We start from the raw sequence: 17538 nt of genomic DNA on the forward strand, positions 1-17538 counted from the left end.
ACGAACGGAGCACGCCTGCCCATGATTCGCTCGCGCATACCCACATGCATACCAGAACGCAGCACACAGCGATGCGCGTTTTCGGACGGCGGGACAGCTACCGGTTCGGCTATCGTCGGACCCGTGGCCAGCAAGGCTGCGGCGTCGGCGATCGAACTGGATGTCGGCGACCGCACGATCCGCATTTCCAACCCGGACCGGGTGTACTTCCCGGAGACCGGCGCGACGAAGCTCGACCTGGTGCAGTACTACCTGAGCGTCGGCGACGGCATCGTCCGCGCGCTGCGCGACCGGCCGTGCATGCTGCACCGCTTCCCGAAGGGCCTGGCCGGGGACAAGGTGCACCAGAAACGGCTGCCCGCGGGCGCGCCGGACTGGATCAACACGGTGCGCGTCTTCTTCCCCCGCTACAGCCGGCATGCCGACGAGCTCTGCGTGCACGAGCTGGCGGACGTCATCTGGGCCGTGCAGATGTCCACGGTCGAGTTCCATCCGTGGAACTCGCGCGCGAGCGACACCGAGAGCCCCGACGAGTGGCGCATCGATCTCGATCCGATGCCGGACTGTCCGTGGTCGCGGGTGCAGCGGGTGGCCGGGGTCGCGCACGAGGTGCTCGACGAGCTCGGCGCGGTCGGCTGGCCGAAGACCTCCGGCGGCAACGGTTTACACATCTACGTGCGTATCGCGCCGAACTGGGGGTTCAAGGAGGTGCGCCGGGCCGCGCTCGCCTTCGCCCGCGAGGTCGAGCGCCGCGCCCCCGAGGACGTGACCACCACCTGGTGGCGCAAGGACCGCGATCCGAAGCTGCTGTTCGTCGACTACAACCAGAACGCCCGCGACCACACCATCGCCGCCGCCTACTCGGTCCGCGGCGTCCCGACGGCCACCGTCTCCACCCCGATCCGCTGGGACGAGATCCCCGAGGTCGACCCGCGCGACTTCACCATCAAGACCGTCCCCGCCCGCTTCGCCGAACTCGGCGACCTGCACGAGGGCATCGACGACGCGGTCTTCGAGATCGATCAGCTGCTGGAATGGGCCGACCGCGACAAGGTGGACGCCGACCTCGACGCCGAAACCGATCTCGACGCCGACTAGTCCACCGCACAGCGCACGAATTCACCCGCTGCGCGCAAATCCGCAGGCAAAACCAGGCGCGCCAGGCAAACTCGCACGCGCCGTCGGCATGGCGAATTCGAACCCGCCTTGGCGCTGCGCGCACAGAATGTCGCGCCGCGCATGGGATTGCTAGCGGATTCGAGCGCATCGGGCGAAATGGTGCGCGGCGTGGTTTACCAGGCCGGCATCGGACGCGCCGAGTGCCGTCGCGGCGGCGGTGCTAACGTCGCTGCGGCGCTGTCGCCAGCGCACCCGCGGTCCTGCTTCGAAGGAGGTCTATCCATGAGCCGACCGGCAGTAGCGATAGCGATCGGGCCGGCCGATCCGCCTCCAGCGTTGCTGGTGAAGGCGGTCGAGAGCGGCGGCGCGACGGTCGCCGGTCTGGCCGAGGCGCGTGGGTTGATCTGGGCGGGGACGCCCGGGCAGTTCCCGGCTGAGCTGCCGGACACGATCGAGTGGGTGCAATTGCCCGCCGCGGGTGTCGAGGACTGGTTCACCGCGGGCGTGATCGCTGCCCACCCGAAGGTCCAGTTCACCTCCGCCGCAGGTGCTTTCGCGGCCAGCGTGGCCGAGCACGCGCTGATGCTGTTGCTCGCCGGGGTGCGTTATCTGCCCGAGCAGCTGCGCGCGGGCAGCTGGCGGCAGCAGGATTTCTTCCCGCACATCGGTTCGCTGCGCGGCAAGACGGTCACCATCGTCGGCGCGGGCGGGATCGGGCGGGCACTGATCCCGATGCTCACCCCGCTCGGCGCGCACGTGATCGCGGTCAACCGGTCCGGCCGTCCGATCACCGGCCCCGGCATCCCGGACACGATCGAGACGATCTCCACCGACCATCTCTCCCGGGTGTGGCCGCGCACGGACCACGTGATCGTCGCAGCGCCGGCCACCGCGGCAACCCATCATCTGATCGACGCGGACGTGCTGGCCCGGCTGAAGCCGTCCTCGTGGGTCATCAACGTCGCCCGTGGCAGTCTGATCGACACCGACGCCTTGGTCACCGCGCTGGCCTCCGGTGCGATAGCCGGCGCGGGGCTGGACGTCACCGAACCAGAACCGCTGCCGGACGGCCATCCGCTCTGGGTACTCCCGAATGCCATTGTCACGCCGCATGATTCGAACCCGCCCCAGTTGCGCCTGGCCGCTTTCGCCGACCACGCGGGCGCAAACGTCGAACGCTTCGTCAACGGCAAGGACCTCCTGGCACCCATCGATCCGGACCGAGGCTACTGACCTCCCCTGATCAACGGGACATGACTGCGGCAATGTGCGAGTAAGCACGCCACCATGTCCCGTTGAACACGATCGACCGGCGACGTACGTATTCGGCGGCGAAAAGTACTTATAGATGACTGATTCGGGGCACCCCCCTGCGGCCATAACGTAGTTCCTGTCAGCAAGAACGACAGCGAAACCGCAGCTCAGAGCCCCGAAGGAGCCATCATGAACACCATCGTCGCCCAGTACCTGGAAGCCTGGAACACCACCGACGCCGCCGACCGCAAGGCCGCCGTCGCCCGGGTCTTCACCGAGACCGCCGGCTACACCGACCCGCTGATGGCGGTCGCCGGCCACGACGCCATCGACGCCGGAATCGCCGCCGCGCAAGCACAATTCCCCGGCTGGACGTTCCGCTTGGCCGGCCCGGTGGACGCCCACCACGATCAGGTCCGGTTCACCTGGGAGCTCGGCCCGGCCGACGCCCCCGCCGTGATCGTCGGCTTCGACGTCGCCGTCATCGAGGACGGCCGCATCGCCAACGTGTACGGCTTCCTCGACAAGGTGCCCGCCGCCGCCTGAACCCGTTCCGCCCCAGCTTGATTCACTGAAGGAAACTCCGCCATGACCACCACCGCCCCGTCCTACCTGTCCTCCGTCCTGGCCCCCGGCCCGAAGTTGCTGCGCCTCTCGCTCCGCCTGGATGCCGTGGTCACCGGCGTCAACGGCCTGGCCTACCTCGCCCTGGCCGAGCCGCTGGAGTCGCTGCTCGGCCTGGACACCGAGATCGGCATTCCGATCGGGATCTTCCTGACGCTGTACGGCGTGGCGGTGGCGATCATCGGTACCCGGCAGACGATCAGCACCGCCGCCACCCGCGTGGTGATCGCGGGCAACGCCGCCTGGGTCGTGGTCAGCCTCGCCGCCCTGATCGAAGGCGCCCTCGACCTGAATCCGGTGGGTTCGATCTGGACGGTCATGCAGGCGGCCACCGTCGGTGGCTTCGCCGCCCTGCAATACCTGGGCCTGCGCAAAGCGCGCTGACCGCCGAACCGACCACCGACCGCGGTACCAGCAGACCTGCTGGTACCGCAGTCGTTTTCGCAGGTCAGGACCGATCGCGATCAGCCTGCAATGAATGTGCCATTGACAACTGGCACATCCATGGATGATTCTGAACGCATGACAAGGTCAACGAAGACCTCGATCCCCAAGGTGCCTGCCAGAGCCTCTGCGCGGTCCTCACTGGCCGCGGCGGCCACCCAGATCGGGTTACGCCCGCTGAACAACGCGGTGCCGATGAACGCCCCGGGCGTCTGGTTCGCCCGCAAGCTGGTCGCCACCTTCATGGCGATCGGCGGTCCGGTCCCCCGCGGCACCGCCATCACGCCGGTTCGGTCCGGGCCGGTGCGCGGCGAATGGGTCCGCGCCGCCGGCGTCTCCTTCGGCCGGCGAGCCGTCTACTACATCCACGGCAGCGCCTACGTCATCTGCTCGGCGCGCACCCATCGCGGGCTGGCCGCGCAGTTGTCCCGCAAGACCGGACTCCCGGTCTTCGTCATCGACTACCGCCTCGCCCCGGAACACCGCTTCCCGGCGGCGGCCGACGACATCGAGGCCGGCTACCGCTGGCTGCTCGACCGCGGCTATGCCGCGAACGACCTGGTGGTCGCCGGTGATTCGGCCGGCGGGCACCTGGCGCTGGACCTGCTCATCGAGAACAATCGCCACCGCGTCCCGCAGCCCGCGGCCGTGACGATGTTCTCGCCGCTGTTCGACCTCACCCTGAAGCTGGCCGCCGAACAGGAACGGCAGCAACGGGATCCGCTCATCTCCGCCGCGGCCGCGAGCCGGATGCCGCGCGAGTACACCAAGGGCCTGCCCGACGACCTGCCCCGGCTGCGGCTGACCGTGCCGGAGGGTATCCCCTTGCCGCCCATGCTCGTTCAGGTCGGCGGCGCCGAAATGCTCAGGGCCGACGCGCGAGCGCTGTGCGCGACGGTGCGCGCCGCGGGCGGTAGCTGCGAACTGGAGATCTGGCCGGGTCAGGTGCACGTCTTCCAGGCGTTGCCGACGCTGGTCCCCGAAGCCGATCAGGCCCTGACCCGCGCGGCCGAGTTCCTGCGCGCGGCACTGGCCGACCGCACTGTCTCCGAGAAGGTGAGCTGACGATGTTCGGACTGGAAAAGCTGCTGCCGCTTGGCAATCGGCCACGGCGCACGTACGGCGCGCGAGCGGTGGTGACCGGCGCGGGCAGCGGCATCGGCCGGGCCTTCGCGCTGGAGCTCGCCGACCGCGGCGGGCAGGTGATCTGCGCCGACATAGACGAGGCCCGCGCCGATCAGACCGTCGCGCTGATCGAACGCAAGCATCCCGGCACCGCGCACGCGTTCCGCTGCGATGTGGCGCAGCGTGAGGACGTGGAAAACCTTGCGCGCTTTGCCGAGTCACTGTTCGAGCGCCCGGTCAGCCTGGTGATCAACAATGCCGGCGTCGGCATCGGCGGAAAGCGGGTCGGCCAGGTCGGATTCGACGACTGGGAGTGGGCGCTCGGCATCAACCTGTGGGGTGTGGTGCACGGATGTGAGGTGTTCACGCCGCAGCTGCGCGCCGCGCGCCGGGGCGGGATCATCAATGTCGCCTCCGCGGCCGGGTTCGCCGCCGCGCCGTCGATGGCCGTCTACAACGTGTCCAAGGCGGGCGTGATGTCGCTGTCGGAGACGATGGCCGCCGAGCTGAGCGGTACCGGTGTCGCGGTCACCGTGCTGTGCCCCACGTTCGTGAAGACCAATGTGGCCAAGGGCGGCCGGATCACTCAGCAGTCGGCGAGCCTGGCCGACACCCTCATGCGCTGGACCGGCTTCTCCCCCGAGTACGTCGCCCGCAGCACCCTCGACGCTCACGACCGCGGGCAGCTGTATGTGCTGCCGCAGCTGGACGCCCACGTCGTCTGGCGGCTCAAGCGCTACTTCCCCGCCCAGTACACCTACGTCCTCGGCCTCCTGGATCGGGTTCTGCCCCAGGACAACTCGCCTTCCACCGACCGCACCTCGGTCACCGACAAGACAGGAGTCTGACATGGCCATCACGATGGACTTCGACGACATGCTCACCAAGATCAAAGACCGGCAGTGGGCGCTGGCCGACATCGATTGGGACGCACCGGGTGCCGAGACCATCTCGCCCGAGCTGCACGCCAAGCTCAAGCCGTTCATGGCCGATCTGATGTGGATCGAGAACGTCGGCGCGCGCGGCTTCGCCGCCATGGCGAAGAAGGCGCCCACCGAGACGCTGCGCGAGATCTACCGCTACTTCCACGCCGAGGAACAGCGGCACGCGAATGCCGAACTGGCGCTGATGCGACGCTGGGGCATGCTCGACGGCGACGAGATCCCGCAGCCGAACGTGAACGTCAAGCTGGTGATCGACTTCCTGGACAAGTACGCCGACGGGATGTCGCTGTCGTTCCTGGGCACCGTCATTCCGATGCTCGAGGTGGCGCTGGACGGCGCGCTGGTCAAGTTCATCATGGACGAGATCCACGACCCGGTCTGCCAGGACGTGTTCAAGAAGATCAACAACGACGAATCCCGGCACCTGGCCGTCGATTTCGCGGTGATGGATGTGCTCGGTCACGCCCAGATCCGCAAGCTCGCCACCGATCTCGTCGGCGGCTGGCTGAAGCCGTCGCTGATCATCGGCGTGCTGAGCTACGTGCCACTGCTGAACAAGATGCGCGACAACATCGTCGAGATGGGCGTCGACGAGGAGAAGCTGTACTCGGCGCTCAAACGCTACGCCAATGTCGGTGAGCGCAGCGAATTCGCGCGCAGGCTGCCGATGTATCAGCTGGTGAAGATGCAGGGCGGCTGGGTGATCGACCGCGGCCACCCGTACCACCTGTTCGCCGACGCGCTGGTGAAGATCACCGCCAGGGTGCCGAAGGCGCTGCTGCGCAGGGACCCGACCTGGGTCAAGGAAGTCACCTACGAGCCGGCGGCATAGGGCAGATGAGCAATCAGACATTGGACGTCGCCATCATCGGCGGCGGGTTCGCCGGCATCGGCGCCGCGATTCGCCTGAAACAGAAGGGAATCGACGGTTTCGCCATCTTCGAACGCGGCGACGCGATCGGCGGCACCTGGCGCGACAACACCTATCCCGGTGCGGCCTGCGACATTCCGTCGCGGCTGTACTCCTACAGCTTCGCGCCGAACCCGGACTGGTCGCACACCTACTCGGGCAGCAACGAGATCCTCGGCTACATCGAGTCGATGGCCGCCGAGTTCGGGCTCGGACCGCATTTCCGGTTCGGCAGCAACGTGTCCGGCATCGTCTTCGACGAGGACGCCGGGCAGTGGGAGATCAGCATCGACGGCCAGGGCACGGTGCGCGCCCGCGCGGTCGTGCTCGCCTCGGGACCGCTGGCCAATGCCAGCTTTCCGAACATCCGCGGAATAGACGACTACACGGGGCACAAGATCCACAGTGCCCGTTGGGATCACGACTACGACTTCACCGGCAAGAAGGTCGCCGTCGTCGGCACCGGTGCGAGCGCGGTGCAGATCATTCCCGAGCTGGTCGACAAAGCGGCCTCGGTCAAGGTCTTTCAGCGCACGCCGGGCTGGGTGCTGCCCCGGGTGAACCGGCGCACCAACGCGGTGACCAAGGAGATCTATCGCCGGGTGCCGGCCGCCGAGCAGCTGGCGCGGCAGGCCTGGTTCTACGGGCACGAGTCGGTCGCCCTCGGCGTCGTCTGGAACACGCCGCTGACCCGGGTGGTCGAGCTGGTCGGCAAGGCTCAATTGCGCAGGCAGGTCAAGGATCCCTGGCTGCGCCGTCAGCTGACCCCGGACTTCCGGGCGGGCTGCAAGCGGCTGCTGATGACCGACGACTACTACCCGGCCCTGCAACGGGACAACTGCAAGCTGATCACCTGGCCCATCGCCAAGCTCTCCGAGCGCGGCATCCGGACCGCGGAAGGTGTTGAGCACCAGGCAGATTGCATCGTTTTCGCGACCGGCTTCGACGTGTCCAAGACCGGCACCCCGGTTCCGGTCGTCGGCCGCGACGGCCGGGTGCTGGCCGAGGAATGGTCGGGCGGCGCGTACGCCTACAAGAGCGTCGCGGTGTCGGGTTACCCGAATCTGTTCCTCACGTTCGGGCCGAACTCGGGGCCGGGTCACAACTCGGCGCTGGTGTACATGGAGGCGCAGATCGACTACCTGGTCAGTGCCGTCGGCACCATCCTGGAGCAGGATCTGCGCGTCCTCGACGTCCGCAAGGACCGGCAGGACCGCTACAACGCGGGCATGCAGCGCAGGCTGACCAGCACCACCTGGAACTCGGGTTGCCGCAGCTGGTACCTGACCGAGGATGGGTTCAACGCGACCATGTATCCGGGGTTCGCCACGCAGTACGTCAACCAGCTGCGGACCGTGGACCTCGCCGACTACACGGTCGTCGCCGCGGATCGCAACGCGCGGAGGCCCCGGATCGCGGCGGTTTCCTAGATGACGGTCGCCGGCGACCTTGGCGATAGACTCGGTCGATCAATGATCGGGCTGTTCGGTCGCCGGCATACCGGGGCCGTGGTGGGCGAGGAGGTGGGATCGATGGAGTACCGGATCGATGACCTCGCGCGCGCCGCGGGCACCACCACCCGCAACGTGCGCGCGTATCAGGAGCGTGGGTTGCTGCCGCCGCCGGTCGGCAAGGACGGCCGGGCCAGCATCTACGACAACTCGCACCTGGAACGGCTGCGGTTGATCGACGCGCTGCTGCAACGCGGCTTCACCACCTCGCACATCGGCGACTTCATCACCAGCTGGGAAACCGGCAAGGACCTCACCGAGGTGCTCGGCCTGCAACACGCGGTCACGGCGTCCTGGGCCAAGGACGAGACGTTCGAGGTTCCGCGCGAGCTGATCGGCACCATCCTCGGCGCGGAGGCCGACGAGCTGGTCGACCGGCTGCGCGAGATGAAACTGGTCCGGCTCGAGGGTGACACGGTCGTGTTCACCGAAACCCAGCTGCTCACCTCGTTCGCCGAGCTGCACGAGTACGGCCTGGAACTGCGCACGCTGATCGAGATCTACGCCAAGGTCGCCGATCGTATCGACGACATCACCCACATCATGATCACCGCCGCCAAGCAGCACATCATCGATGAGCACGGCCCCGGCTGGCTCCCCGACACCAGCAGCGAAATCGGCGACACCACAATGATGTTGAGCAAGATGCGCGAACTCGCCGTCGCCTCGGTGCACTCCACCCTGGCCCGCTCGCTGGACGTCACCCTGCGCCACGAACTCGGCGACTACCTCGCCACCGCCGCCGAACGCGAACGCGCGCGGTCGGATTCCCGCCCGGAACCGTCCCCGTAGCGCACCTCAGGCGTCGGGCTCCGGATACGGCTGGACTCAATTCCGCGACCTGCGGGCGAAGAGCACTGCGGCGCAGACATATCCGATTATTGCCAGGCCGGCCGACCAGAGTACGGCCGGTAGCGCGCTGCTCTCCGTGCCACCGGTGAGCAGGTTGCGGAGCGTGTCGATCACGGGTGTCGCGGGCTGATGTTCGGCGAAACCGCGGAGCCAGGTCGGCATGGAGCTGGTGGGTACGAAGGCGCTGCTGATGTACGGGATGAACATGATCGCGTAGGTGTATCCGCCTGCTGCCTCGGGGTTTTGCGCCAGGAGGCCTAGTGCCACCGCGATCCAGGTGATCGCGTGGACGAAGAGCAGGATTATCGCGAGTGCGCCGAGCCACGCGAAAAAGCCGGTGTCCGAGCGGAATCCCAGGATCGTGCCGACCGCCAGCACGATGGCGACGGCGATCATATTGCGTACGACGCCTTCGCCGACATGCCCGGCGAGCAGTGCCTGCCGGAAGATCGGCAACGTCCGGAATCGGTCCACCGCGCCGGTGCGCAGATCGGTCGCCACCGCGGTCGCGGTGATCGATGCGCCGAATCCGGTGCACAGCAGGATGATTCCGGGAATCACGTAGTCGATGTACGGGCCGTCCACCTGGATCGCGCCGCCGAACACGTACACGAACAGCAGCATGATCAGCACGGGCAGCAGCATCGAGATCAGCAGCGTGTCGCGGCTGCGCAGCGTGTGCCGCACCGCGCGCCGGAACATGACGGCGGAATCGGTGACGACCGTTACCGGCCGGCTCATGCCACCGCCGCGGTTCGCCTGCTCACCCGGCGGCCGCTTCGACGATGTCGGCGGTGCGCGGGGTCGCGTCCGCGTGCGATTGCAGTTCGCCGGCAAGGGCTTTCGCCCGCTGCGCGGTCCCCTGCTCGAGCAGCGTCCGCACCCCGGCCTCCAGCCGATCGCGGTCGAGTTTGCGGAAGCTCACATGCGCTCCGACACCGAGACGTTCGACCTGTCCACCCCACATCGGCTGATCGAACGACACCGAACAGACCAGCGTCGGCAGACCGGCCCGCAGGCTCTCGAAGGTGGTGCCGATGCCGCCGTGATGCACGGCGGCGGCACACACCGGAAAGATGATGTCGTGCGCGACCGGGCCGACCACCTTGACCCGCGCCCCGGTTTCCGCGTCGGCGGCGGCCAGATCGCTCCAGCCCGCGCTCACCAGGCCGCGGATGCCGAGGCTTTCGCACACCTCCGCCACGATGGCGAGCACGGCGTGGGTGTCCCGGATAGGCATGCTGCCGAATCCGAAGTACACCGGCGGCTCGCCCTCCGCGATCCAGGCGATCACCTCGCCGTGATCGGCAGCCAACTCGCCGAGGGCTTCGCGCGCGGTCCGTTCCAGCGGCAGGAAGCCGACGAGCGGGCGGCGCTCGCCCCACTCCTCAGCCAGGCCGGGCACCAGGGCGGGGTCGTAGATCTGCACCTCGGGCACGCCGTCGCGTTCCAATACGGCGGCCGGACCGGCGGTCGATCGCGGCAGGCCGAGTTCCTTGCGCAGCTGGTTCAGGTATTTCATGAAGACGACGCGGCGCAGGTTCTCGGCAAGCAACCAGGTGGCCCGGTTCACCACACCCGGCGGCTGCCAGTCCGCCGGCAGCGCGCCCGGGAACGGGTACGCGGTGTTCTTCCGGCACGGGAAGCCGTGCAGCGAGACCAGCGGCACCCGCATCGCCTCGGCGACCGACGCGGCCCGGTCCTCGGTGAGCATCGTCGAGACGATGATGTCCGCGCCGGCGCAGACGTCGATCACCTCGCGGTTCATCTGCTCGGCGTAGTCGGCCATCTGCTTGCCGACGAGTTGCATGAGCCGGAAACTGCTGCCCGCGGCGAGTGCCTTCTGGCCTTCGTCGGAGGCATAGAGCTGTTGCACATCCGGCCCGCAGCTGACCGCGGACAGGCCGGTGCGGGTGGCGAAGTCGACCAGGTTCGGCGGCGCGCCGAGCAGCACGTCGTGGCCGCGCCTGCGCAGCTCCAGGCCGAGCGCCACGGCGGGTTGGACGTCGCCGCGGGTGCCCGTCAACGGAATCGCCACTCTCATGCCAGCTCCTGTACTCGGCGGGCGCTCCCGCATTCGTCGGGCCGCAGGTCGGCGACTCGTCGTTCTTCCAGCATGCGCGTGGTGCACATGTCCGTACCGTGGTCCCATGCACGTCGCGCTGTTCACGGACTTCCATCCCGCGACCCTCGGCGGGATCCAGACCTCGGTACATGCCCAGCGTCGCGGGCTCGAGCGGCTCGGCCACCGCGTCACCGTGTTCACCGCGCCCACGCCGGAATCTACCGAATCGGAGCAGGACATTGTGGTCCTTTCCGCACTAGGCGGGGTTGTGGTCAACGGTTTCGCCATGGTGTTGCCGACTCCGGCGAACAACCGGTCGATCGATGCGGTCTTCGCCGAGCGCGGGCCGATCGATGTCGTGCACACCCAGACCACCTACGGGGTGGCCATCGCCGGGCTGCGGGCGGCGCGGCGGCATGGGATTCCGGTGGTGCACACGGTGCACAGTCGCGACGATGTCTTCATCGCCAACACCTCCCCCGTGCCGTATCTGTCCGCACTCACCATGCGCGCGCTGCACGGACGTTTCGTGTCTCATCGCGGGGAGATGCCGCGCAACAACGAATCCCGCGCAGCCCGGCATGCCTGGCGGACGATGGTCGCGCAGGCGCAGGCCGCCGATCGGGTGATCGTGCCGACCGAACACTTCGCCGAGCGCATCCTGGCGCACGGGCTGGATCGGCCGCTTCGGGTGATCTCCAACGGAATCGATGATGAACTCCTCGACGAGGCGCAGAAGTTCGAGGGCGGGCCAGGAAGCGGTCCGCTGCGAATCCTGTGGTGTGCCAGGCTGTCCGGGGAGAAACGGCTCCTCGAAGCCATCGAGGCGGTGCGCCGGGTCGAGAACTGCGCGTTCGACATCTACGGCTCGGGAGATCTGTACGAGCGAGCGCAGGCGGCGATCGAGACCGGTGGCCTGAGCGATCGCGTACGGCTGCACGGCGGAGTCAGTCAGGCGGACTGCCTGGCCGCTATGGCGACGCACGACGTATTGCTCTTCCCCTCTTCAGGTTTCGATACTCAGGGCATGGCCCTGCTGGAGGCGGTGGCGATGCGGCTGCCCGTCGTCTACTGCGATCCGGATCTGGCCGAGACGGTGCCCGAGGGCGGCGGCGTCTGCACGCGCGACCCGTCCGTGGCGGCACTTTCCGATTCGCTGCGCGAACTCGCCGATCACCCAGAACAATTGACGCCGATGCGCAAAGTCCTCACCGAGCACGGCGATACCGCACGGCAGTCCCGCCTCACCGAAACCATCCTCTCGATCTACACCGAACTGGTCGGAGACGCGAAACCCGCTATGCCGCAGACTGTTCCGAACGTTCCCACCGCCCCCGGGCGGCTTCCCCTACTCGGCCACAGCATTGTGGCATTGCGCGACGGCCTGAAGTTCGTCACGTCACTGGCCGACGTCGGCCCGATCGTCCGGATCTACCTCGGGCCGCGCCCCGCCTACGTGCTCACCACCCCCGACCTCATTCGCGAGCTGAGTTTCGGTGAGGCGGGCGAATTCCACCGCGAGGAGCTGCGCGACGCGATCCAGGAGGTGATTCGCGGCGCGTCCAATGTGCTCAGCCGCAAGCCGCACGAACTGCGCCGCCGGATGATCGCGCCCGCGCTGCGGCAGCGCCGGTTGAACGAATACGCCACGGTAGCCGCCGATCTGGCGAACACGTGGGCGGAATCGCTGCGGCCGGGCCGGACACTGAACCTGGTCGACGAGGCGCACCGGCTCGTCCTCGACACCATCTCCTCGACGCTGTTCACCGCCGAGTTCGGCGCGGACGCGAAACGGGAAGTGCAGCAGACCATTCCGTGGCTGCTCGGCCAGGTGATCCAGCGGGCCGCGCTGCCGCCGCCGGTGCGCCGCCTGCGCGTCGTGGCCAACCGCCGGTTCACCGCCAAGTCGCACCGGCTGCGCGCGGAGATCGGCGCGGTGGTCGCCGAATACCGCCGCGCCGACCGGGATTTCCACGATGTGCTCTCCGCGCTGGTGCGCCACCGCGACCCGGAGACCGGGATCCGGCTATCGGACGAGGAGATCATCGACGAGCTGCTGCTCATGCTCGCCGCCGGCGTCGGCTCGACCGCGTCGATCCTCGGCTGGGTGTGGCACGAGATCATGCGCAGCCCGGACATCGCCGCCGAATTGCGCCGCGAACTGGACGATTTCGTCGGCGACGGGCCGGTCACGCCCGACCATGTCGCCGAGCTGCCCTACCTGCGGCTGGTGGTGCTGGAGACCCTGCGGTTCTGGGGGCCGTGGGTCAGTACGCACACCGCGGACGGTCCGGTCACGCTCGGCGGCACCACGCTGCCCGACGGCGCCATGGTGGTGTACAGCCCGTACATGATCCATCACAACGCGCAGTACTACCCGGACCCGGAAACCTTCGACCCCGATCGCTGGTTTCCCGGCCGGGCCGAGGAGATCGACAAGAAGGCGATCCTGCCGTTCGGGGTCGGCAATCGGCACTGTCCGGGCAACAACTTCGCCCTGATGACGATCACGCTCGCGACGGCCGCCCTGTTCGCCCGGTGGCAGCCGGTCGCCGACCCCGGCTACCAGGTGAAACCGTCGAATCGCGACTTCGTCGCCGCACCGTCCCGGCTGCCGGTGGTGTTGCGGGCTCGGCGGTAAGCCCGCGGGGGCGCGTCTGCTGCCGATGAGTTCCGCGCCGTCGTTTCGTCATCACAGTATGGACACCACCAACCTCGCGGACCTCTACTCGTTGCCGGAGCTGGACTGGGCGACCGTCCAGTCGACGCTCGACGCGAACATCCCGCAGGCCCCGGACACCGGCGGCCCGAACCGGCACACCTACTGGTTGAGCACCATCAACCCGGACGGCAGCTCGCACTTGACCGCGCTCGGCGCGCTCTGGCTCGACGGCGCGTTCTGGTTCACCACCGGCGCGCGAACCCGCAAGGGCCGCAACCTCGCCCGCGATCCGCGCTGCGCGATCAGCATCTCCCTGCACGACTTCGACCTCACCGTCAACGGCACGGCCGCGCTGGTGACGGACCCGGCGGCGGTCGCCGAGATCGCCGCGCGCTACGCCGCGGACGGCTGGCCCGCCAAGCCCGACGAGACCGGCCAGGCGCTCACCGCCGAATACAGCGCCCCGTCCGCCGGCCCGCCGCCCTGGCACATCTACCGGATCACCGCGACGACAGCGATGGCGCTCGGCACGGTCGAGCCCGGCGGCGCGACGCGCTGGCATTTCTGAGCAGGCCCGCTTCCACCGGCCGGGTGTTCGGCCCACCACGCGCGGGGCCCGTAACCTGCTGGTTGGCGCAAAAACGCCGACCGTCGGGCGGATGGGAGTCACCCGTGGCATCCGACCAGCCGAGAATGCCGCCGCTGGGGCTGGTTCGTGCGGTGGAGTCGGTACGCAACGGGCTGTCGATCGCCTATCGCAAGCTGGTGCCGGGGCAGGTCGCCGTGATGGAGATGCTCGCCGCCGGATGGCTGACGCAGGCGATTCATGCCGCCGCCGAGCTCGGGGTCGCCGACGCGCTGGCCGATGGACCGCTCGGTGGGGCCGAGCTGGCGAAGGCGGTCGGGGCCGATGAGGATGCGCTGCATCGGTTGCTGCGGCTGCTGATCGGTCACGGGATCTTCACCCGGCGGCGCGATGGCCGGTACGCACTGACTTCGATGGCGCGGGCACTGCGGCGTGATGCCGACGTTTCGTTGCGTGATGCCGCGTTGTTCTTCGGGTGCTCGATTCATCGGGAGAACTGGTCGCATCTCGTCGACGCGGTGCGCACCGGGAAGCCGGTCGGCCAAGCGGCGGCCTCGGGCTCGCTCCACTGCTCGCGGCCTACGATTTCGCGCAGTTCGAGACGCTCGTCGATGTCGCCGGTGGCGAGGGCACGATGCTCGCCGAGATCCTGTGCCGGGCACCACGATCCAAGGGGATTCTGTTCGAGCTGCCGGCGGTGGCCGAGTCGGCGCGCAGCCGGCTGGCCGAACTCGGCCTGGCCGACCGGTGCGCGGTCGAGTGCGGATCGATCTTCGATGCGGTTCCACACGGCGGTGATGCCTACATCCTCAAGCACATCCTGCACGACTGGGCCGACGACGACGCGGGGCGGATTCTGTCGACGGTGCGCGCGGCGATGAAACCCGATGCGCGCCTGTTGATTATCGAACTGGTTGTCCCGGAGAACACTCGACCGCATCCGGGTAAGTACATCGATCTCGAGATGCTGGTGAACACGGGCGGGCGGGAACGTACCGCCGAGGAGTATCGAAAGTTCCTGGCGCGCTTCGGGTTCACGCTGAGCCGGATCGTGCCGACGGTCTCGCCGGACAATATTCTCGAGGCCGTACCCGTCTAAGGTGTCAGAACGCCGGCGATGACCGTGTTCACCACCCGGCGGACGGCTTCGGATTCCGGCGGTGTGCCTTTGCGGTCGGCGAACAGGAGATGCCCGGCGCCGATCAGCGTGGGCGCCAGCACTTCTACGTCGGCTGCGGCCACGATGCGCCCCTTGTCACGCTCGGCTCCGAGGTAGTCGGCGATCATAGCCGTTGCCTCCGCGAGGAGCGGAACACCAGTCGGCCGCGTCCGGCGGAGCCTGGCGCGCAACTCGTCTCGGAAGGTGACCAGGCTGACGATGGCCACCGCGACCGTCCCGAACACGTCCGTCAACGCGTCGCCGAGATTGCCGACGACCGTGCCGGTGCCTGCGATCTCGCGCAGCGCGGCGCTCTGCTGGTCGATCCGCGCGATGCGGTCGAGCACGAGTTCGGCGAGGAAATCGTCGAAGTCGGCGAAGTGCCGGTGCAGCACGCCCTTGGCGCAGCCCGCCTCCGTGGTGACCGCGCGGCTGGTCAGCGCGCTCGGGCCGGCCTGGATCAGGATGCGTTCGGCGGCGTCGAACAGTTGCTCGCGCACGTCGCGCATGGCCACTCCGGTTGGCACTGGGTAGTTCTCCTTGCATCGCGGGTTGAAGAGTGGGCATGTGCCCACTTATAGTGGGCGCATGCCCACTATACCTTCGGGGCAACCGCCCCTTCCGCAGCAAGAGTCGCATCGAGCACGCGAAATCGCGGAGTCGTTCGGCGTGGATGCCGAACGCTACGACCGCTCCCGGCCCCGGTATCCCGAGGCGATGGTGCAGGCGATCATCGCCGCCGGCCCGGGACGCGATGTCCTCGACGTCGGCATCGGCACCGGCATCGTCGCGCGGCAGTTCCACGCGGCGGGCTGCCACGTGGTCGGTGTCGAACCCGACGAGCGCATGGCCGAATTCGCGCGCCGCGGCGGCACCGAAGTCGAGGTGTCCACCTTCGAAACCTGGGATCCCGCAGGCCGGACCTTCGACCTGGTCGTCGCCGGGCAGGCCTGGCACTGGGTGGACACCGTCGCCGGCGCGGCCAAGGCGGCCGAGGTGCTGCGACCGGGCGGAGTGCTCGCCCCGTTCTGGAACGTGAGCCAGCCACCGCCCGAACTCGAGCGCGCCTTCGCCGACGTCTTCCGCCGGCTGGTCCCCGACTCCCCCGTCGGCCGAATCCCCACGGGCTCCGCCTTGCAGCTCTACGCGTCGATGTGCGACAAGACCTCCGACGGCATCCGCCAGTCAGGCGCCTTCGGCGAGCCGCAGCAACAGCAATTCCAGTGGGAACAGCAGTACACCCGCGACGAATGGCTCGAATACTCCGCCACCACCGGCGCCACCACCCGACTCCCCCAACCGCTCCTCGACCAAGTACTCGCCGGCCTCGGCACGGCCATCGACGCGGCCGGCGGCACCTTCACCGTGCAATACACGGCAGCAATGGTCACCGCAGTACGAAAGATCAGCTAACCCTGACACCGCCATCACCGGATAACCTTGTGATGCCACGCTTCCGGAAGGTGCGGCCTTAGCGGTATCCGCCGGTTAGTGATTTGGTGGGTGACTCGGTGGTGGTCGGGCCGCCGCCTGCGGAGGTGTTCGCCTCGGTTCCTATCGCCGATCTGTCGCGTGCCATGGTCGCCGGGGTGCCCGGGCTGCTCGGTGAGCTCGAATCCGATACGCGCAATGTGCTGTTGACGCTGGCGCGGATTTGGATGACGGTGACGACCGGGGAGATCGCGGCCAAGGATAGGGCTGCCGAGTGGGCGGTGGCGAGGGTTCCGGAGTCGTTGCAGGCACCGCTTGTGCATGCGCGTGCGGTGTATCTCGTTGCGGTCGAGGAGGATTGGACCGGGGCGGCCGGGGCGTTCCGGGAGACGGCGGCGGTGCTGCGGGACGCGATCGACGCCTCAGGAGGGTGAGACGAAGGCGCGGGTGGTGATGCCTAGGGCGGTCGTGGTCACGCAGGAGGCGCGCATCGACTGGCCGACGGCCGCCGAAGGGGAATCGGTGCCGGGGTATGGGCCGAAGATGGGGCTGTCGGGGGTTGCGGGGACGCTGATGCCGAGGCACTCGACTTCCAGCACGGTGGATCCGTATCCCTCGTGGCAGAGGGCGACGGCGTCGGTGAGGCCGCGGTCGACGTAGCAACCGCCGGGGTCGGCGGTCGCCTGGTCGGCTCTGGCGATCACGGTGCCGCAGGCGAGCACGAACAAGCAGCCACCTCCGACGATTCGTCGCAGCACAGTGCTCACTGGGGATCCCTTTCTCGGCGCGATTGTGCAACCCAGCCGGAATCGGTCCGGTCGCCGCATCAGCGTGAAACGTCCCCCTGATCGT

18 protein-coding genes and 1 pseudogene are annotated in these 17538 nt (G+C 68.2%); 15 read left to right on the forward strand and 4 right to left on the reverse strand.

Annotated features, from left to right (window positions below):
- The first annotated feature begins 123 nt into the window (after positions 1 to 123).
- The 9 genes from ligD (at position 124) to F3087_RS17670 (ending at position 8723) form a co-directional block, all read left to right on the forward strand.
- Entirely contained in the window at positions 124 to 1098 is a 975-nt protein-coding gene (ligD, locus tag F3087_RS17630; RefSeq protein ID WP_150403079.1) for a non-homologous end-joining DNA ligase, read from the forward strand.
- Positions 1099 to 1401: 303 nt separating this feature from the next.
- Complete coding sequence (locus tag F3087_RS17635) at positions 1402 to 2352, forward strand: D-isomer specific 2-hydroxyacid dehydrogenase family protein (protein ID WP_150403080.1); 951 nt, start codon at positions 1402 to 1404, stop codon at positions 2350 to 2352.
- Positions 2353 to 2562: 210 nt separating this feature from the next.
- On the forward strand, positions 2563 to 2919 hold the full coding sequence (locus F3087_RS17640) for a nuclear transport factor 2 family protein (protein ID WP_150403081.1): 357 nt from the start codon (positions 2563 to 2565) through the stop codon (positions 2917 to 2919).
- A 42-nt stretch (positions 2920 to 2961) separates the two neighbouring features.
- Entirely contained in the window at positions 2962 to 3381 is a 420-nt protein-coding gene (locus tag F3087_RS17645; protein WP_150403082.1) for a hypothetical protein, read from the forward strand.
- A gap of 138 nt (positions 3382 to 3519) precedes the next feature.
- Entirely contained in the window at positions 3520 to 4506 is a 987-nt protein-coding gene (locus F3087_RS17650) for an alpha/beta hydrolase (RefSeq protein ID WP_150403083.1), read from the forward strand.
- Between the two features lie 2 nt (positions 4507 to 4508).
- A complete protein-coding gene (locus tag F3087_RS17655; RefSeq protein ID WP_150403084.1) occupies positions 4509 to 5414 on the forward strand; it encodes an SDR family NAD(P)-dependent oxidoreductase in 906 nt (301 codons plus the stop codon).
- 7 nt (positions 5415 to 5421) lie between these two features.
- Entirely contained in the window at positions 5422 to 6342 is a 921-nt protein-coding gene (locus F3087_RS17660) for a ferritin-like domain-containing protein (protein ID WP_150403303.1), read from the forward strand.
- A gap of 5 nt (positions 6343 to 6347) precedes the next feature.
- Entirely contained in the window at positions 6348 to 7850 is a 1503-nt protein-coding gene (locus tag F3087_RS17665) for a flavin-containing monooxygenase (RefSeq protein ID WP_150403085.1), read from the forward strand.
- A gap of 42 nt (positions 7851 to 7892) precedes the next feature.
- Positions 7893 to 8723, forward strand: a complete 831-nt coding sequence (locus tag F3087_RS17670; RefSeq protein WP_223885150.1) for a MerR family transcriptional regulator — start codon at positions 7893 to 7895, stop codon at positions 8721 to 8723.
- A gap of 36 nt (positions 8724 to 8759) precedes the next feature.
- Here the strand turns inward: F3087_RS17670 and F3087_RS17675 are convergent, their stop codons facing one another.
- The gene (locus F3087_RS17675; RefSeq protein ID WP_150403086.1) at positions 8760 to 9524 is read right to left on the reverse strand and encodes an ABC transporter permease; all 765 of its coding nucleotides are present in this window, start codon (positions 9522 to 9524) and stop codon (positions 8760 to 8762) included.
- 22 nt (positions 9525 to 9546) lie between these two features.
- On the reverse strand, positions 9547 to 10827 hold the full coding sequence (locus tag F3087_RS17680) for a glycosyltransferase (RefSeq protein WP_150403087.1): 1281 nt from the start codon (positions 10825 to 10827) through the stop codon (positions 9547 to 9549).
- Between the two features lie 106 nt (positions 10828 to 10933).
- Between F3087_RS17680 and F3087_RS17685 the strand changes: the two genes are divergently transcribed.
- From F3087_RS17685 to F3087_RS47320, 4 genes and pseudogenes are all read left to right on the forward strand, one after another.
- Complete coding sequence (locus F3087_RS17685) at positions 10934 to 13489, forward strand: cytochrome P450 (RefSeq protein ID WP_150403088.1); 2556 nt, start codon at positions 10934 to 10936, stop codon at positions 13487 to 13489.
- Between the two features lie 58 nt (positions 13490 to 13547).
- The gene (locus F3087_RS17690) at positions 13548 to 14078 is read left to right on the forward strand and encodes a pyridoxamine 5'-phosphate oxidase family protein (RefSeq protein ID WP_150403089.1); all 531 of its coding nucleotides are present in this window, start codon (positions 13548 to 13550) and stop codon (positions 14076 to 14078) included.
- Positions 14079 to 14302: 224 nt separating this feature from the next.
- A pseudogene (locus F3087_RS47315) lies at positions 14303 to 14464 on the forward strand (methyltransferase family protein); the annotation flags it as partial.
- Positions 14465 to 14571: 107 nt separating this feature from the next.
- Positions 14572 to 15195: a methyltransferase gene (locus F3087_RS47320; protein ID WP_317983928.1), complete on the forward strand. Its 624-nt coding sequence runs from the start codon at positions 14572 to 14574 to the stop codon at positions 15193 to 15195.
- Here F3087_RS47320 and F3087_RS17700 read toward each other — a convergent pair.
- Positions 15192 to 15782: a TetR/AcrR family transcriptional regulator gene (locus tag F3087_RS17700; protein WP_150403090.1), complete on the reverse strand. Its 591-nt coding sequence runs from the start codon at positions 15780 to 15782 to the stop codon at positions 15192 to 15194. The two genes, F3087_RS47320 and F3087_RS17700, sit on opposite strands and share 4 nt — an antisense overlap.
- A 61-nt stretch (positions 15783 to 15843) precedes the next feature.
- On the opposite strand from F3087_RS17700, the gene F3087_RS17705 reads away from it, so the two are divergent.
- Positions 15844 to 16668 (forward strand): class I SAM-dependent methyltransferase, encoded by an 825-nt coding sequence (locus F3087_RS17705; protein ID WP_150403091.1) that lies wholly within the window; start codon positions 15844 to 15846, stop codon positions 16666 to 16668.
- A gap of 86 nt (positions 16669 to 16754) precedes the next feature.
- Entirely contained in the window at positions 16755 to 17120 is a 366-nt protein-coding gene (locus F3087_RS17710; protein ID WP_223885151.1) for a DUF4111 domain-containing protein, read from the forward strand.
- Here the strand turns inward: F3087_RS17710 and F3087_RS17715 are convergent.
- Entirely contained in the window at positions 17109 to 17453 is a 345-nt protein-coding gene (locus tag F3087_RS17715) for a hypothetical protein (RefSeq protein WP_150403092.1), read from the reverse strand. The genes F3087_RS17710 and F3087_RS17715 overlap by 12 nt on opposite strands.
- Positions 17454 to 17538: the final 85 nt, after the last annotated feature.

Origin of the sequence: Nocardia colli (assembly GCF_008704205.1) — a bacterium.
Taxonomy (GTDB): domain Bacteria; phylum Actinomycetota; class Actinomycetes; order Mycobacteriales; family Mycobacteriaceae; genus Nocardia; species Nocardia colli.

Excerpts from the sequence above, each read along its gene's own strand:
- F3087_RS17640 (WP_150403081.1), top strand. The coding sequence starts at position 2,563 with ATGAACACCATCGTCGCCCAGTACCTGGAAGCCTGGAACACCACCGAC.
- F3087_RS17645 (WP_150403082.1), top strand. The coding sequence starts at position 2,962 with ATGACCACCACCGCCCCGTCCTACCTGTCCTCCGTCCTGGCCCCCGGC.
- F3087_RS17680 (WP_150403087.1), bottom strand. The coding sequence starts at position 10,827 with ATGAGAGTGGCGATTCCGTTGACGGGCACCCGCGGCGACGTCCAACCC.
- F3087_RS17665 (WP_150403085.1), top strand. The coding sequence starts at position 6,348 with ATGAGCAATCAGACATTGGACGTCGCCATCATCGGCGGCGGGTTCGCC.
- F3087_RS17635 (WP_150403080.1), top strand. The coding sequence starts at position 1,402 with ATGAGCCGACCGGCAGTAGCGATAGCGATCGGGCCGGCCGATCCGCCT.
- F3087_RS17650 (WP_150403083.1), top strand. The coding sequence starts at position 3,520 with ATGACAAGGTCAACGAAGACCTCGATCCCCAAGGTGCCTGCCAGAGCC.
- F3087_RS17690 (WP_150403089.1), top strand. The coding sequence starts at position 13,548 with ATGGACACCACCAACCTCGCGGACCTCTACTCGTTGCCGGAGCTGGAC.
- F3087_RS17655 (WP_150403084.1), top strand. The coding sequence starts at position 4,509 with ATGTTCGGACTGGAAAAGCTGCTGCCGCTTGGCAATCGGCCACGGCGC.
- F3087_RS17675 (WP_150403086.1), bottom strand. The coding sequence starts at position 9,524 with ATGAGCCGGCCGGTAACGGTCGTCACCGATTCCGCCGTCATGTTCCGG.
- F3087_RS17670 (WP_223885150.1), top strand. The coding sequence starts at position 7,893 with ATGATCGGGCTGTTCGGTCGCCGGCATACCGGGGCCGTGGTGGGCGAG.
- F3087_RS17685 (WP_150403088.1), top strand. The coding sequence starts at position 10,934 with ATGCACGTCGCGCTGTTCACGGACTTCCATCCCGCGACCCTCGGCGGG.
- F3087_RS17705 (WP_150403091.1), top strand. The coding sequence starts at position 15,844 with ATGCCCACTATACCTTCGGGGCAACCGCCCCTTCCGCAGCAAGAGTCG.